The sequence below is a fragment of the Paenibacillus hexagrammi genome, from assembly GCF_021513275.1.
GTDB lineage: Bacteria > Bacillota > Bacilli > Paenibacillales > NBRC-103111 > Paenibacillus_E > Paenibacillus_E hexagrammi.
The window spans coordinates 4,965,483-4,979,126 of the sequence record NZ_CP090978.1 but is presented as its reverse complement, the minus strand read 5'-3'; the positions used below and the strand labels follow the sequence as shown (position 1 = coordinate 4,979,126).

Here is a 13,644-nt window from a genome sequence, read left to right as displayed (position 1 = left end):
AATTGAATAATGCAATATTCCCTGATAGCTCAGTTGGTAGAGCACTCGACTGTTAATCGAGTTGTCACAGGTTCGAGTCCTGTTCGGGGAGCCATATGGAGAGGTGTCCGAGCTGGCCGAAGGAGCACGATTGGAAATCGTGTAGGCGTCACAAGCGTCTCGAGGGTTCGAATCCCTCTCTCTCCGCCAGACTTTACAAATTGTAACAAATGAAGTAAGATAGAAAGCATGGCCCGTTGGTCAAGGGGTTAAGACACCTCCCTTTCACGGAGGTAACAGGGGTTCGAATCCCCTACGGGTCACCAATATGGAGGCTTAGCTCAGCTGGGAGAGCATCTGCCTTACAAGCAGAGGGTCGGCGGTTCGATCCCGTCAGCCTCCACCATAACTTTTCTGTAAGTAGTAGGAAGCGAATATGTAATAATGACGCGGGGTGGAGCAGCCCGGTAGCTCGTCGGGCTCATAACCCGAAGGCCGCAGGTTCAAATCCTGCCCCCGCAACCAACCTCCAATAGCGAGGTAACCTAGTGTGGAGCCGTGGTGTAGAGGCCTAACATGCCTGCCTGTCACGCAGGAGACCGCGGGTTCGAATCCCGTCGGCTCCGCCATTTATTTTTATATAGTAAGGCTCGGTAGCTCAGTCGGTAGAGCAGAGGACTGAAAATCCTCGTGTCGGCGGTTCGATTCCGTCCCGAGCCACCATTATTACTTTATTTGCCGTTGTAGCTCAACTGGTAGAGCAACTGACTTGTAATCAGTAGGTTGGGGGTTCAAGTCCTCTCGACGGCACCATTTTTTCATGTGTAGCAAGAGTTATACGGAGGCTTAGTGAAGTGGCTAAACACGGCAGACTGTAAATCTGCTCTCTACGAGTTCGGTGGTTCGAATCCATCAGCCTCCACCAGTTATATAGGGGCATAGTTTAAAGGTAGAACAAAGGTCTCCAAAACCTTTGGTGTGGGTTCGATTCCTGCTGCCCCTGCCAAACTTTTACCATGGCGGTCGTGGCGAAGGGGTTAACGCACTGGTCTGTGGCTCCAGCATTCGTGGGTTCAAGTCCCATCGATCGCCCCATTTTTTCATTAATGGGGATTAGCCAAGCGGTAAGGCAACGGACTTTGACTCCGTCATGCCTAGGTTCGAATCCTAGATCCCCAGTAATGTTCTTACACAATATAATATGAGTGATGTTATTTTGATTTATTTGCGGAAGTGGCTCAGAGGTAGAGCATCGCCTTGCCAAGGCGAGGGTCGCGGGTTCGAATCCCGTCTTCCGCTCCATAATTTGCGGCGCCATAGCCAAGTGGTAAGGCAGAGCTCTGCAAAAGCTTTACCCCCAGTTCGAGTCTGGGTGGCGCCTCCAAGATAGGCCGGAGTGGCGGAATCGGCAGACGCACAGGACTTAAAATCCTGCGGTAGGTGACTACCGTACCAGTTCAAGTCTGGTCTTCGGCACCATTGCTTTTTATTAGTATTCATAAGAAATAAGCCGGCGTGGCGGAATGGCAGACGCGCTCGACTCAAAATCGAGTGGGAAACCGTGGAGGTTCGAGTCCTCTCGCCGGTATCAAAAGAGACTGCGGAATGATTACTCATTCCGCAGTCTCTTTTTTTGATAGCAATTTGAATATTTTATTTGTATTAATTTCAATGGATGAGTATTCATAATGCTATCTCAATGTCAAATAATGCTAGATATATGTGATGCTATCAGATAAAATAAAGATTTAGTTATTTGGCATGAATTGAAAAGGATACTTGGAAAACGTAGACGAACTTGTTTTACATGTCCACTACAGTTAAGCGAGGCGGGGTCCTATTTGACTATTGTAAATTCCGTAAGGTTTAAGATCTTTATTGGTTTTGTGCTGGTTGTTGCACCATTGATAGTATTCCTCGTCATTAATAATGTGTATTCTATGAATGTGGTGCGTGATCAAATTTCTCAAAATTACAGCAAGCTTCTAGAGCAGTATGTCATGGATACAGATAATACGTTAAAGGAATTTGATAATTATTTGTTTCATCTTTATTCGGACCCTGACGTGATCAATATGACTGTTTATAATGAGCATTCAGATGATTATGTATTAGCCAAGCAGCGCTTATACAATAAATTCTCTAAACAAATAGACATCTACAATTTGATAAATACCTTCTATTTCTACTCCAAAAACACAGACGACCTATTGGTGGCCACAAGAGAAAATTCCTACTATGATGAACGAGTTCAAGCTGTAAAGCAAGTCATAATTGAAAGCGATAACAACCATTCCGAAGGTCATGAGGATTGGAAACTGTTAATCTCTAAAAGCGGTGTTAAATATCTAGTTAAAAGCAATACGGAGCTAGGGGCAGGCTTTTCAACAGGTATGTTAATCCGTATGGATAGCCTCGTTCAGCCTTTAAGTAACTGGGATGTAGGCATAGACGGCGGGACATTGGCGATAACAAATGAAGGGCTGCCGTTAACAGAGCAATTTTTTAATGTGGAGTCTTATCAGCAATTTGAAAAGCAGCTGGAATTAAAGAAGTCAGAGTATCATGTTGTTAGAGATAAGAAGAAGGATGAGCAGTATTTAGTTGTCAAACAGTCTTCAACTCACGCGCCCATTCAATATTTACTAATAATTGCAGAGAAAAATATGCTCAAGAACCTGCCATATTTGCAAGTGATTATTTATTTTCTGCCTTTAGGTGGAGCAATTGTATTGGCCATGTATTTGCTTTATCTGCAGGGCATATTGTTTAAGCCATTAACACAATTAATAAGAGGAATGAGAAAGATCGCACAAGGTGAGCTGCAGGTTAGATTAAAAGAAGGCGGGTCCACAGAGTTTGCGGTTCTTATCACGATTTTTAATAATATGGTGAATCAGATTGAGAATCTGAAAATAAGTGTGTATGAAGAGAAAATAAGAGTACAACAGGCGGAGTTTAAACATTTGCAAGTACAGATCAACCCTCACTTTTACATGAATAGCTTAAATATTATCTATAACTTAGCCGCTCTCAAGGATACAAAATCCGTTCAGAAAATGTCTTTACATCTAGCGGATTACTTCCGATTTATTATGCGGACGAACCGCACTACATTAACGCTTCGCGATGAGCTTCAGCATATTGCAAATTACCTTGAAATTCAGGTGATGCGGTATCCCGATCATTTAACCTTCCAAATTGATGTGTCAGATCAATACGCAGAATATTATATTCCGCCACTCATTATTCAGCCATTCGTTGAAAATTCAATTATACACGGGTTTACCAAAGAGCATGGGGTGTTTCACATTCAAGTAAAGGCGCTACCCGATCCATCAGCTCCAGAGGATTATTTCATTCTTACGGTAATAGACAATGGGAATGGGTATGATGAAGGAATGCTGAGGAGTCTAAACTCCGAACAATATCTGCAGGAATCTGGTGATAAGCATTTAGGTATTTGGAATGTAAGGCATAGGCTTAGAATGAATTACGGAGAACAGGTAAGTATTAGCTTCCAGAATGGTACAGAGTATGGTGTGGGGCACGGGGCTGTGGTGATATTAAAATTACCGTTTGTTTCAATTATGAAATCATAGGGGGATGAAGGGTATGTTTCATGTACTGGTCGTAGACGACGAGAGAATTGCAGTTAAAGGGATCACTTTAGGAATCGATTGGTCCGATCTTCCAATTGTAGAGATGCATGAAGCCCTTGACGTCAAAGAAGCTAAACATATTCTTGAAACAAAAAAAATAGATGTCATGATCTCTGATATTGAAATGCCAGGAGCGACCGGATTGGATTTGCAAGAGTGGCTTCGGACCCATTCACCACATACGGAAACGATTTTTTTGACCGGACATGCAAATTTTGAATATGCACAGCAAGCGATCCGTTTAGGCAGCTTTGACTATGTGTTAAAGCCAGTGGATCATGAGAGGTTAAAGGAGATCGTCGCCCAAGCATTAGAAAAGATCAAAAGTGATCAGGTGCAAGTTGAGTTTAATGAGACGTATAAAACCTATTATAATCACTGGGTGAGTGAGCTTCCGGTGTTGATAGAGAAATTTTGGCAGGAGTTAATAGCGGGGAAAATACCTCTTAACGAAGACAAGCTGATGCGAAGCTTCCAGATGTACAATATTCCGCTGCGTACAGATAGTACAATTTTGCCTATTCTGATTAGTGTCGAGAATTGGAAAGAGGACCTTAATGCTAGGGACGAGGAGATTATGGAGTATGCCATTAGAAAGGCGGCTGCCGAACTAATCGTAGAGGATGGGCAAGGTTGTGTGATACAAGAAAACGGTTCGAGTCTCGTACTGCTGTATACTCCTGGTGGTATAGATAGAGAAAGTGTGAGGAGTAAATGTGAAGCTTACATTACTGCTTGTAATCGTTATTTTCAATGCAGCCTTTCATGCTACATAGGAGAAAAAAGTGAGATTCCACGACTGCTCAAGAAGGTGTCTGATTTATTTCACATAGAAAGAAATAATGTGACCAAAAGCAATTGTGTGCTTCTAGAGATTGATAATAGTGAAAGTCAATCGAATAAACCGCAGTCGCTTGCCCTAACGGATTTACAAGTTCTGCTGGAAGCCGGGAAGAAGAGTGAATTGATCCAGAGGGTCCAAGAAACAATTGATCGTATGCAATTTGCAGAAGTTGGTGCTGAATCAGTGGAAGCTTTTTATTATGGCTTCTTGCATTTGGTGTATCTGGTTTTGCATAAAAAGGGACTCTCCGTACATGGGATGATCTCCTCGCAGGAGCTTCAGGATTTTGGTACAGCGACAAGATCATTAAATCAATTGAGAAACTGGGCTGTGCGCACGGCAATTCTATGCTGCGACTACATGAACAGTCATCTGAAGGATGTATCTGCAGTTACGGGCAGAGTATGTCATTATATCGATGAGCATCTGCACGAGGAGATCAGCCGCGAAGAGATAGCAGCCTATGTCTTTTTAAACCCGGCTTATTTATCGAGGCTTTTCAAGAAAGAGACAGGCTTGTCCATTTCCGAGTATATGTTAAAAGTAAGAATGGAAAAAGCGAAAAAGCTGCTGGCTGAATCGAACGATAAAATTAGTTCTGTAGCGGAGAAGACCGGTTATACGCATTTTTCATTTTTCGCTAAAATGTTCAAGAAGTATACAGGCTTTTCTCCTCAAGAATACCGAAAAAGCTTTCAAAGAACGTTAGACTAGCACAAAAAAGCCAGCATCGATGAAGATGTCACATTAGTGCTTAAAGAGTCACATTACAGATAGATGAGAATTCCCAAAAAATCTACAATAAGAGCATACAAGGAAATTGATTTGGAGGGGAGCATGAACTTTTATGAGCGAAACAGCTAACATTGCGTCTACATCAGGTTCGCGTGTAAAAACATCGAGTGCTGTAAGGACGAAACCTTCTTTTTTATGGGTTCTCCGTAAATACTGGATTTTTTACGTGATGATGGCGCCGGCAGCAATTATCTTGCTCATCAACAACTATATCCCGATGCTGGGTGTGCTGATTGCCTTTAAGAATGTCAACTACACCAAAGGGATTATCGCAAGCCCTTGGGTAGGATTTGCAAACTTTAAGTATTTGTTCTCGAGCGAAGCAGCGTGGGTCATTACAAGGAATACGATCAGCTATAACGTGGTTTTTATTATACTTAATCTAATCATCCCTGTAGCATTCGCGATTATGTTTAATGAGATGAGAAGTAAGCTATTGTCTAAGTTTCATCAAAGCACGATGTTTCTTCCGTTTTTCCTTTCCATGGTGTGCGTAGCTTATCTCGTATACGCTTTTCTTGGATCCGAGCATGGATTTGTAAACACGGTTTTATTCCCGATGCTTGGCATTAATCCGATTGATTGGTATACGGAACCAAAGTATTGGACTGTGATCCTGCCGATTGTGAATACGTGGAAAAATATCGGATATTACACCGTCATTTATATGGCAGCAATCATCGGTATTGATGGTGAATATTATGAAGCTGCTTTGATTGATGGTGCAAGTAAATGGCAGCAAGTTAAGAATATTACGCTTCCCTTAATCATGCCCGTGATCATTACAATGACGCTCTTGCAGGTAGGCAGAATCTTTTATGCCGATTTCGGTTTGTTCTTTCAGGTCACGAAAAACGCAGGCGCATTGTTCCCGACTACCCAGGTTATCGATACGTACGTGTATCAGACGTTCCTGACGATGGGGGATATCGGAATGTCATCCGCAGCAGGGCTGTATCAAGCGGTTGTAGGATTTATCCTGGTGCTTCTCTCCAATCTGTTGGTTAGAAAAGTGAGTAAAGATAATGCATTATTCTAGAAAGTGGGGGCTGTCATGAGTCAAGCAGCAGTGAAACCAACCTACCGGATAGCTAAGAAGAAAGGGCCCAATGAATTATCGAACACAGCCAATTTTTGGTGAATTTATTCTTCTGGTTTTATTCAGCGGCCTGTATTCTGCCTCTTGTCCTGGTTATTGTGGTCTCGTTTTCGGATGAGAAAGCCGTTCTGGTTCATGGTTATAACTTTATTCCGGAAGCATGGAGTATGGAATCTTACAAATTTATGTTTAAAGACTGGCATCAAATCCTGCGATCATTTGGGATTTCGGTGTACCTCGCGGTTGTAGGTACGGCAATCAGCTTAGTAGTAATGGCACTCTACGCATATCCAATATCGAGGTCTGACTTCCCGCACAAAAATTTCTTCTCCTTCTTTATGTTCTTCACTATGCTATTTAATGGCGGTCTGGTGCCTTGGTACCTGGTATATACGCAAATGCTTGATTTGAAGAATACGCTGGCAGCACTGATGATTCCTCTGCTAGTGTCCGCATTCTATGTACTACTCTTAAGAACGTTTTTCGCCAATTCAATTCCTATGGCACTGATTGAAGCAGCGAAGATTGACGGAGCAGGTGAAATTCGAACCTTCAGCCAAATTATCCTGCCTTTGTCACTACCGGTACTGGCTTCTGTTGCTCTGTTCCAGGTCCTCAACTACTGGAATGATTGGTTCCTGAGTCTGGTATTTATTTCGGGCAGTAAGAACATTAACCTTCAGTTTATGATGTACAAAACCATGCTGGATATTCAGTTCCTATCATCCAATGTACAGGCCAGTCAAGGATTGGCGGCAGCAGGAGGCGTACTGAAGCTTCCTACAGAAACAGTTCGTATGGCCATGGCGGTGCTTGGTATCGGACCTATCGTATTCGCCTATCCTTTCTTCCAAAAGTACTTCAAAAAAGGTCTCATGGTTGGAGCTGTGAAGGGTTAGATAAATTTATTTTTTTTGAGTACTTAGGAAAAAAATGCTTTTAATGTTTTCAAATGGAATTGGCTTTTACCGATGAAAGATCGGATTAGCATATAAGCAGAACAAAAAAGGGAGGCAATTTTTCAATGAAATCCATTCGTAAGAGTGCAGTTGTCTTAGCTGCAACGGCAATGTCTTTGTCCCTCGCACTTGCTGGATGCTCCTCATCCAGCAGCAATGAAGCAGGCTCAGGAAGCACCCAAGCTCCTGCAGCGTCCGGCAGCCCTGCCGCTACGAAAGCCGCTTCATCCTCGGATTTGAAACCGTACGAAATCAAAATGGTATATCCGGGCACAGCGCAACCAGATCAGGCAAAAGTGGAAGAAGCAATGAACAAAATCTTGAAAGAGAAAATCAACGCTACCATTAAACTCATGCCGATCGATTGGGGTCAATGGGATAATAAAACGAACTTGATGATTGCCTCCCGTGAAGATTTTGATATTCTGTTCACTGCTCAGTGGAACGGTCATGCTGTTAACGTTGGTAAAGGGGCTTTGCTTCCTCTCAACGACCTGCTAAGTCAGTACGGGAAAGGAATCACAGATTCATTAGACCCGAACTTCCTTGAAGGTGCGAAAATCGACGGTAAAAACTATGGCGTGCCTACGAATAAAGAGCTTGCCGCGTCCGGTGGTATCGTGTATCGTACCGACATTGCTAAAGAGCTAGGACTGGATTTGAGCAACGTCAAGACCATCCAAGATCTCGAACCGATCTTAAAAACGGTCAAAGAGAAAAAGCCTGAAATGACAGCTCTGTTCCTGAGAGAAGGTGATAACTTCAATGCTCACTATTTCGCTCAATATGACTTCTTGGGTGATGCAACGATTCCTGGAACGATTATGAAAGACGGCGACAGCACGAAAGTTATTCCTGTATGGGATCAGCCACGATATAAAGAAACATTGAAGATCACACGTGACTTCTATCAAAAAGGTTACGTCAACAAAGACGCCGCAACAACGCAATTATCCTATCAAGATGCTATGAAAACAGGCAATGTGTTCATGATCACACAATCCTTGAAGCCAGGTAAAGACGCTGAGATGGCTGCAAGCACAGGTTTGATTGGCAAGCTGGGTCAAGTTGAGATGACAGCTCGCACAATCTCCACAGGTGATTCTGCAGGTTCGATGCTGGGTATCTCCGCATCTTCTAAAGATCCTGCACGCGCTATGATGTTCATTAACTTGCTTCACACAGATAAAGCTTTGAACAACCTGATTAACTTTGGTATTGAAGGCGTTCACTATACAAAAGTTGAAGGTAAAGACAACATCATCAAAGCAACGGATGCCGGCAAAAATTATGCTCCAGGCGCTGCATGGATGTTCGGTAACCAATTCTTAAACTACCTGTTCGAGAATGAAGATCCTCAGAAATGGGAGAAATACAAAGAATTCAATAAATCCGGTAAGAAATCTCCAGGCCTCGGCTTTACATTCAATTCCGAGCCTGTGAAAACAGAAGTCGCAGCCGCTGTAAACGTGGAAAAAGAATTCAACGCTGCATTGGATACAGGTTCTGTTGATCCGGATGCAACACTTGCAAAATATCAAGAAAAAATGAAAGCAGCCGGTATGGACAAAATCATCGCAGAAAAACAAAAACAATTCGACGCTTTCTTGGCTACAAAGAAATAAGAATTGCTACTAGCGAAGGGATTGAAGCTGCGGCTTCAATCCTTTTGCATTTTCTGCGATGATCCAATTACAATAGAGTAGAAACAGCGACAAGAGAGGGGCTTCAGTATATGGCTATCGTACAATTTCCTAAGGATTTTATATGGGGTGCAGCAACCGCTTCCTATCAAGTAGAGGGAGCTTATAACGAAGACGGACGAGGGATGTCGATCTGGGATACATTTTCCCGTACGCCGGGTAAGGTGTGGAACGGAGATAACGGAGATGTAGCTTGTGACAGCTACCACCGCTATGAAGAGGATATCGCAATCATGAAGGACCTAGGTATCACAGAATACCGATTTTCGATGGCTTGGCCGAGAATTATTCCGGATGGCAGCGGTGAGATTAACCGGAAAGGTCTGGATTTCTACCACCGTTTCGTCGACAAGCTGATTGAGAATGGCATTACACCGATATGTACGTTATATCATTGGGACTTGCCTCAAGCGCTGCAGGATCAGGGCGGATGGGCGAATCGGGCAACCATTGACGCTTTTGTTCGTTACTCGGAAATTGTTTTCAAAGAGTTTCAAGGGAAAATCAAATCTTGGATTACTTTAAATGAGCCGTGGTGTGTCTCCTTTTTGTCCAATTATTTAGGTATTCATGCACCTGGATTCACGGACTTGCAGTTAGCGGTGGATGTATCTCATCATCTGCTTGTTGCGCATGGTCGTACTGTTCGTAAATTTCGTTCCTTAGGCTTGGAGGGTACAATCGGCTATGCGCCGAACGTGACTTGGATTGAGCCGTACAGCCCGTTAGAGCAGGATGTTCAAGCTAGCCGCCGGGCTACTGGATGGTTCACCGATTGGTTTTTTGAACCGGTATTCAAAGGCAGCTACCCGGAGTATTTGGTGAAATGGTTTGAAGATAAAGGGGCGGTTCTTCATGTCGAGCCAGGAGACCTCGAAGATATTAGCCAACCGATTGATTTCTTGGGTATTAACTATTACACAGGCAATGTAGGAAGATATAAAGAAGGTGAAGGCCTGTTTGATTGTGAAGACATCGATATGGGCTACGAGCGCACGGATATTGATTGGCCTATTTATTCAGATGGATTCTATCAGGTGCTAACTTATTTGAAAAATACGTATGGAGAAATCCCAATTTTCATTACGGAGAACGGCGCTTGCTACAATGATGAGCCTGCTGACGGCAGGGTTCGTGATGAGAAAAGAATTGCTTATTTGAGCAAGCATTTGACTCAACTGAACAGAGCAATCACGGCAGGAGTCCCGGTAAAGGGTTACTTTGTGTGGTCGTTAATGGATAATTTTGAATGGGCGGAAGGCTACAGCAAGCGCTTCGGAATCGTTCATGTCGATTATCGTACATTGAAACGTACGAAGAAAGACAGCTTTTATTGGTATCAAAAGGTGGCTTCAAATGGTTGGTTTACGGTTTAGCTGTATCCCAATAAAAAAGAAGGGGCTTGGTTCCTATGAACCAGAGCCCCTCCTTTTTGCTTAGTTAATTACCAAGCTACGCCGTATACTGTACTTACGATAACAAGCAGAATGAAGAGAACCAGTATAGCTGTGGCGGAAGTATAACCAACACCCGCAGCAACGCCCATGGATGACGCCTCCTAACTGAATATGTGATTTTGTCGAATAGACTGTACTAATTTATGGAAATCGCTATGAAAATGATTGGGCATTTAGCTCGATACCAGTAAAAATGAACGACTTGGGCAGAAGCCTTTTTTTAGCAAGCTGAAGAAATTGCCGAACAAGTGATACCAGCCCTCCATATGGTAGTTATGAGGTACAAGTGCAATGTGGAGGTGCTAGAATCATGAATTACTTGGATATGTTGGCTAAGCTTGGAGTCGGGAACGCGCACCCCGGAGGCTTTGGGGAAACGGTGAAACAGCTGCAAAAATATCCGATTCCATCAGGAAAAAAAGTACTGGAGGTAGGCTGCGGTACAGGGCGTACAGCTTGCTATTTAGCTAGTCAAGGCTGTAGCGTATCAGCCATCGATATCAGGCCTGAAATGGTGGTTAAAGCGAAACGAAGAGCAGAGAAACTAGGAGTCCAGGTGAGTTTTCTGGAAGGGGACGTATGCCAGCTTCCTTTTGAAAATAACAGCTTTGATGTCATTATGGTGGAGTCCGTAACGAATTTTGCTCAAGCGGATAAAGCATTATCCGAATATGAAAGAGTGCTTATGCCCGGTGGAATTGTATATGATCGGGAAGTTATTCGTGTAAAGAATATGAAGCCTGAAGTCCATCAGGCTCTGTGTGACTTCTACGGCGTTCCCGCGCTGTACGATCTCGGCGAATGGAAAGGAATGATGCAGTCGGCGGGATTTGCCGAGGTTTCAAGCTCGGGTATTCATCCTTTTCCGACAGCTTCCATGTGGGAGGACTCCGTTCAGTTCCCGGATCCCGTACATTTATCAGATAACTCATCGATATTTGATCCTCAAATTTGGCAGCTTACTGCACAATATGATCAGCTGATGAACCAGTATCATAAATATTTGGGATATACACTTCTTATAGGAACAAAGGGAAACAAATAAAAAATGTAGCAGCAGGAAGGATATCATCCCCTTCACGCCGAAATACCGAGAATTATGTTCAATTGGGGGATGCTTGCATTGGATTTTCCAAGAATTACAGAGCGGATATCAAATCGGAAAGCTAAAGAAATCTATGAACTGATTCGCCGTCAGAGAACGGTATCTAAGACTGACTTGTTGGATGCCAGCGGGATGACGGTCAGCACGCTAACGAGGCTGCTAGAGGAGCTGGTGAGCCAGGGACTCATTCTTGAATCGGGTTTCGGCATTTCCACGGGAGGCCGCAGGCCGATTTTGTATGAGATGAATTCAACTTACGCCTATGTGTTCGGTTTGGAGATATCAAGGACGCTTTCAAGGCTCGTGCTGGTAGATTTGGCTATGAATCCTGTTGAATCCTACAGCTGGGCGATGACTGCGGAGATGACACCTGAGCTGCTCATAGGTTTAATAGCTCAAGAAGCAGAAAGAATGCTTCAAACACACGATATTTCGAAAGAAATAGTGCTAGGTTTAGGGATAGGGGCAGTAGGTCCGTTGGATCGGATGGCAGGTATCATTCTGGAACCGTCCTATTTCCCAGCTCCCGGATGGAATCATGTTGAAATTAGCCAGGCATTGGAACAGCGTCTCGGAGTAGAAGTGCTTCTGGATAATGGCGCGAATACAGCGTTGTTAGCCGAATCCTGGATGAACCGCTCGCAAAGCTTTAAGCATTTGCTTTATATCCACATAGGGATCGGGCTTCGCTCCTCTATGGTTTCAGAAGGAAAGGTAATCTACGGTGCGGTCGATATGGAGGGCTCTGTCGGACAAATGATTATTCAGACCGATGGAGTCCCGCATCGGGACGCATCGGGCAATTATGGTGCTTTGGAGTCGTATGCCTCCTTGTATGCCGTTGAGAAGGCTGCGCGCTCTGCTCTTAAGCAAGGGCGGTCGACACTGTTGTCACAATTGGTGGAGGATCCGGAGCAGCTGAAATATCAGCACGTTTTGGAAGCTGTCAATAAAAATGATCCCCTGGCTGTGGAGATCATGACATCGGCTGCGACCTATTTTGGAATCGGCCTTGCCAATCTATTAAATATATTGCATCCGGAAAAGGTAATCTTGGGCGGACCGCTGATTAGAAACAATGACCTGTTCTTTCAGACGGCAACGCAGACAGCCATTCGCAAGACTTACTACTACCCGACTTACCAAGTTGTTTTCAGCAAAGGTAATTTGGGCGAGGAAGCGCTCGCGATTGGCGCCGCGGTAATGATGATGGATCAGCTAGTTAAGGCTTAATGCTGTTGAGGAAACCCAGGAGAACGGCGTTGAATGCATCCGGCTTTTCCTGAGGAGTTAAATGTGATGCCTCAGGTATGACATGGAATTGTGAAGCTGGGATTTGATCAGCCATGGATTTCATGATTTCAGGCGTAGTGATCGGATCCTGTTCACCCGCGATGACTAACGTCGGTACTTGGATGGATGTAAGGAGATCAGAGGCATCCGGCCGGAAAGCCATAGCGAGACTCGCATGAACAAGGCCCTCGGGTTCCATTGCCGTCATAACTTGCTCCAGCTCGGAAACAAGGCCCGGACTTTCAGCACGCGTATGCTCAGTCAAAAGCTTGGGCAGCATCGCATCCTTGGCTGCAGATGAGCCTTTCTCATAAAGCGAAGCAGCCATCTTCATCCTATTCTGACGGCCTTCCGGAGAATCAGCCTCAGGCCGAGTATTAGCCAGTATCAAGGCGCTGAAGCGTTCGGGCGCTTTTCGGAGCAGAGCAAAGGCTACATAACCGCCCATGGAGAATCCTCCAAGAACAGCTCTAGGAATTTGAAGCTGATCCATCATTGCCAGGATATCGTCTGCATAGCGATCTAACGATATGTTAGAGGAAGGCAGCTCGGAGCGACCCATCCCTAGTAAGTCCGGAGTGATGACGCGATAGGAGCTAGCAGTTAATGTTTCAATCTGATGGCTCCACATCCGATGATCGAGAGGGAATCCATGCAGCAGAATGATCGGTAGTGCTGATACGGGGCCCTGATCCTCAATGAATAGGGATGTTTCTTGAACGGTAATGTACATGATCATTCACTCCTA

10 protein-coding genes and 16 tRNA genes are annotated in these 13,644 nt (G+C 44.2%); 24 read left to right on the top strand and 2 right to left on the bottom strand.

Going from position 1 to position 13,644, the window contains the following annotated elements:
- The first annotated feature begins 18 nt into the window (after positions 1 to 18).
- From L0M14_RS22595 to L0M14_RS22490, 22 genes are all read left to right on the top strand, one after another.
- Positions 19 to 94: transfer RNA gene (locus L0M14_RS22595), tRNA-Asn, on the top strand.
- Positions 95 to 97: 3 nt separating this feature from the next.
- Positions 98 to 189 (top strand) — tRNA-Ser (locus L0M14_RS22590).
- Between the two features lie 41 nt (positions 190 to 230).
- Positions 231 to 305 (top strand) — tRNA-Glu (locus tag L0M14_RS22585).
- A gap of 4 nt (positions 306 to 309) precedes the next feature.
- Positions 310 to 385 (top strand) — tRNA-Val (locus L0M14_RS22580).
- A 42-nt stretch (positions 386 to 427) separates the two neighbouring features.
- Positions 428 to 504: transfer RNA gene (locus L0M14_RS22575), tRNA-Met, on the top strand.
- A gap of 27 nt (positions 505 to 531) precedes the next feature.
- A tRNA-Asp gene (locus tag L0M14_RS22570) sits at positions 532 to 608 on the top strand.
- 18 nt (positions 609 to 626) lie between these two features.
- A tRNA-Phe gene (locus L0M14_RS22565) sits at positions 627 to 702 on the top strand.
- A 14-nt stretch (positions 703 to 716) separates the two neighbouring features.
- Positions 717 to 792, top strand: a tRNA-Thr gene (locus tag L0M14_RS22560).
- A 27-nt stretch (positions 793 to 819) separates the two neighbouring features.
- A tRNA-Tyr gene (locus tag L0M14_RS22555) sits at positions 820 to 904 on the top strand.
- A gap of 7 nt (positions 905 to 911) precedes the next feature.
- Positions 912 to 985, top strand: a tRNA-Trp gene (locus L0M14_RS22550).
- A gap of 13 nt (positions 986 to 998) precedes the next feature.
- Positions 999 to 1,074, top strand: a tRNA-His gene (locus L0M14_RS22545).
- A 12-nt stretch (positions 1,075 to 1,086) separates the two neighbouring features.
- Positions 1,087 to 1,158 (top strand) — tRNA-Gln (locus L0M14_RS22540).
- Between the two features lie 48 nt (positions 1,159 to 1,206).
- A tRNA-Gly gene (locus L0M14_RS22535) sits at positions 1,207 to 1,281 on the top strand.
- A gap of 8 nt (positions 1,282 to 1,289) precedes the next feature.
- Positions 1,290 to 1,363: transfer RNA gene (locus L0M14_RS22530), tRNA-Cys, on the top strand.
- Positions 1,364 to 1,369: 6 nt separating this feature from the next.
- Positions 1,370 to 1,458: transfer RNA gene (locus L0M14_RS22525), tRNA-Leu, on the top strand.
- Between the two features lie 30 nt (positions 1,459 to 1,488).
- A tRNA-Leu gene (locus tag L0M14_RS22520) sits at positions 1,489 to 1,567 on the top strand.
- Between the two features lie 253 nt (positions 1,568 to 1,820).
- Positions 1,821 to 3,581 (top strand): sensor histidine kinase, encoded by a 1,761-nt coding sequence (locus tag L0M14_RS22515; protein ID WP_235118784.1) that lies wholly within the window; start codon positions 1,821 to 1,823, stop codon positions 3,579 to 3,581.
- Positions 3,582 to 3,594: 13 nt separating this feature from the next.
- The gene (locus tag L0M14_RS22510) at positions 3,595 to 5,199 is read left to right on the top strand and encodes a response regulator transcription factor (protein ID WP_235118783.1); all 1,605 of its coding nucleotides are present in this window, start codon (positions 3,595 to 3,597) and stop codon (positions 5,197 to 5,199) included.
- Positions 5,200 to 5,332: 133 nt separating this feature from the next.
- On the top strand, positions 5,333 to 6,319 hold the full coding sequence (locus L0M14_RS22505) for an ABC transporter permease (protein ID WP_235118782.1): 987 nt from the start codon (positions 5,333 to 5,335) through the stop codon (positions 6,317 to 6,319).
- 227 nt (positions 6,320 to 6,546) lie between these two features.
- Complete coding sequence (locus L0M14_RS22500; protein WP_311198765.1) at positions 6,547 to 7,278, top strand: carbohydrate ABC transporter permease; 732 nt, start codon at positions 6,547 to 6,549, stop codon at positions 7,276 to 7,278.
- A 125-nt stretch (positions 7,279 to 7,403) separates the two neighbouring features.
- Positions 7,404 to 8,963: an ABC transporter substrate-binding protein gene (locus L0M14_RS22495; protein WP_235118781.1), complete on the top strand. Its 1,560-nt coding sequence runs from the start codon at positions 7,404 to 7,406 to the stop codon at positions 8,961 to 8,963.
- A gap of 110 nt (positions 8,964 to 9,073) precedes the next feature.
- On the top strand, positions 9,074 to 10,417 hold the full coding sequence (locus L0M14_RS22490) for a GH1 family beta-glucosidase (RefSeq protein ID WP_235118780.1): 1,344 nt from the start codon (positions 9,074 to 9,076) through the stop codon (positions 10,415 to 10,417).
- 68 nt (positions 10,418 to 10,485) lie between these two features.
- On the opposite strand, the gene L0M14_RS22485 is transcribed toward L0M14_RS22490, so the two are convergent.
- A complete protein-coding gene (locus L0M14_RS22485) occupies positions 10,486 to 10,587 on the bottom strand; it encodes a YjcZ family sporulation protein (RefSeq protein WP_235118779.1) in 102 nt (33 codons plus the stop codon).
- A 221-nt stretch (positions 10,588 to 10,808) separates the two neighbouring features.
- Here L0M14_RS22485 and L0M14_RS22480 point away from each other — a divergent pair, with 221 nt between their 5' ends.
- Both L0M14_RS22480 and L0M14_RS22475 read left to right on the top strand, forming a co-directional pair.
- Positions 10,809 to 11,543: a class I SAM-dependent methyltransferase gene (locus tag L0M14_RS22480; RefSeq protein WP_235118778.1), complete on the top strand. Its 735-nt coding sequence runs from the start codon at positions 10,809 to 10,811 to the stop codon at positions 11,541 to 11,543.
- A 78-nt stretch (positions 11,544 to 11,621) separates the two neighbouring features.
- Entirely contained in the window at positions 11,622 to 12,836 is a 1,215-nt protein-coding gene (locus L0M14_RS22475; protein WP_235118777.1) for an ROK family transcriptional regulator, read from the top strand.
- Here the strand turns inward: L0M14_RS22475 and L0M14_RS22470 are convergent.
- The gene (locus tag L0M14_RS22470) at positions 12,826 to 13,629 is read right to left on the bottom strand and encodes an alpha/beta fold hydrolase (protein ID WP_235118776.1); all 804 of its coding nucleotides are present in this window, start codon (positions 13,627 to 13,629) and stop codon (positions 12,826 to 12,828) included. The genes L0M14_RS22475 and L0M14_RS22470 overlap by 11 nt on opposite strands.
- Positions 13,630 to 13,644: the final 15 nt, after the last annotated feature.

What these genes read in the sequence shown, in the direction of transcription:
- L0M14_RS22495 (WP_235118781.1), top strand. Translation starts at nt 7,404, where the DNA reads ATGAAATCCATTCGTAAGAGTGCAGTTGTCTTAGCTGCAACGGCAATG.
- L0M14_RS22490 (WP_235118780.1), top strand. Translation starts at nt 9,074, where the DNA reads ATGGCTATCGTACAATTTCCTAAGGATTTTATATGGGGTGCAGCAACC.
- L0M14_RS22510 (WP_235118783.1), top strand. Translation starts at nt 3,595, where the DNA reads ATGTTTCATGTACTGGTCGTAGACGACGAGAGAATTGCAGTTAAAGGG.
- L0M14_RS22500 (WP_311198765.1), top strand. Translation starts at nt 6,547, where the DNA reads ATGGAATCTTACAAATTTATGTTTAAAGACTGGCATCAAATCCTGCGA.
- L0M14_RS22480 (WP_235118778.1), top strand. Translation starts at nt 10,809, where the DNA reads ATGAATTACTTGGATATGTTGGCTAAGCTTGGAGTCGGGAACGCGCAC.
- L0M14_RS22470 (WP_235118776.1), bottom strand. Translation starts at nt 13,629, where the DNA reads ATGTACATTACCGTTCAAGAAACATCCCTATTCATTGAGGATCAGGGC.
- L0M14_RS22505 (WP_235118782.1), top strand. Translation starts at nt 5,333, where the DNA reads ATGAGCGAAACAGCTAACATTGCGTCTACATCAGGTTCGCGTGTAAAA.
- L0M14_RS22485 (WP_235118779.1), bottom strand. Translation starts at nt 10,587, where the DNA reads ATGGGCGTTGCTGCGGGTGTTGGTTATACTTCCGCCACAGCTATACTG.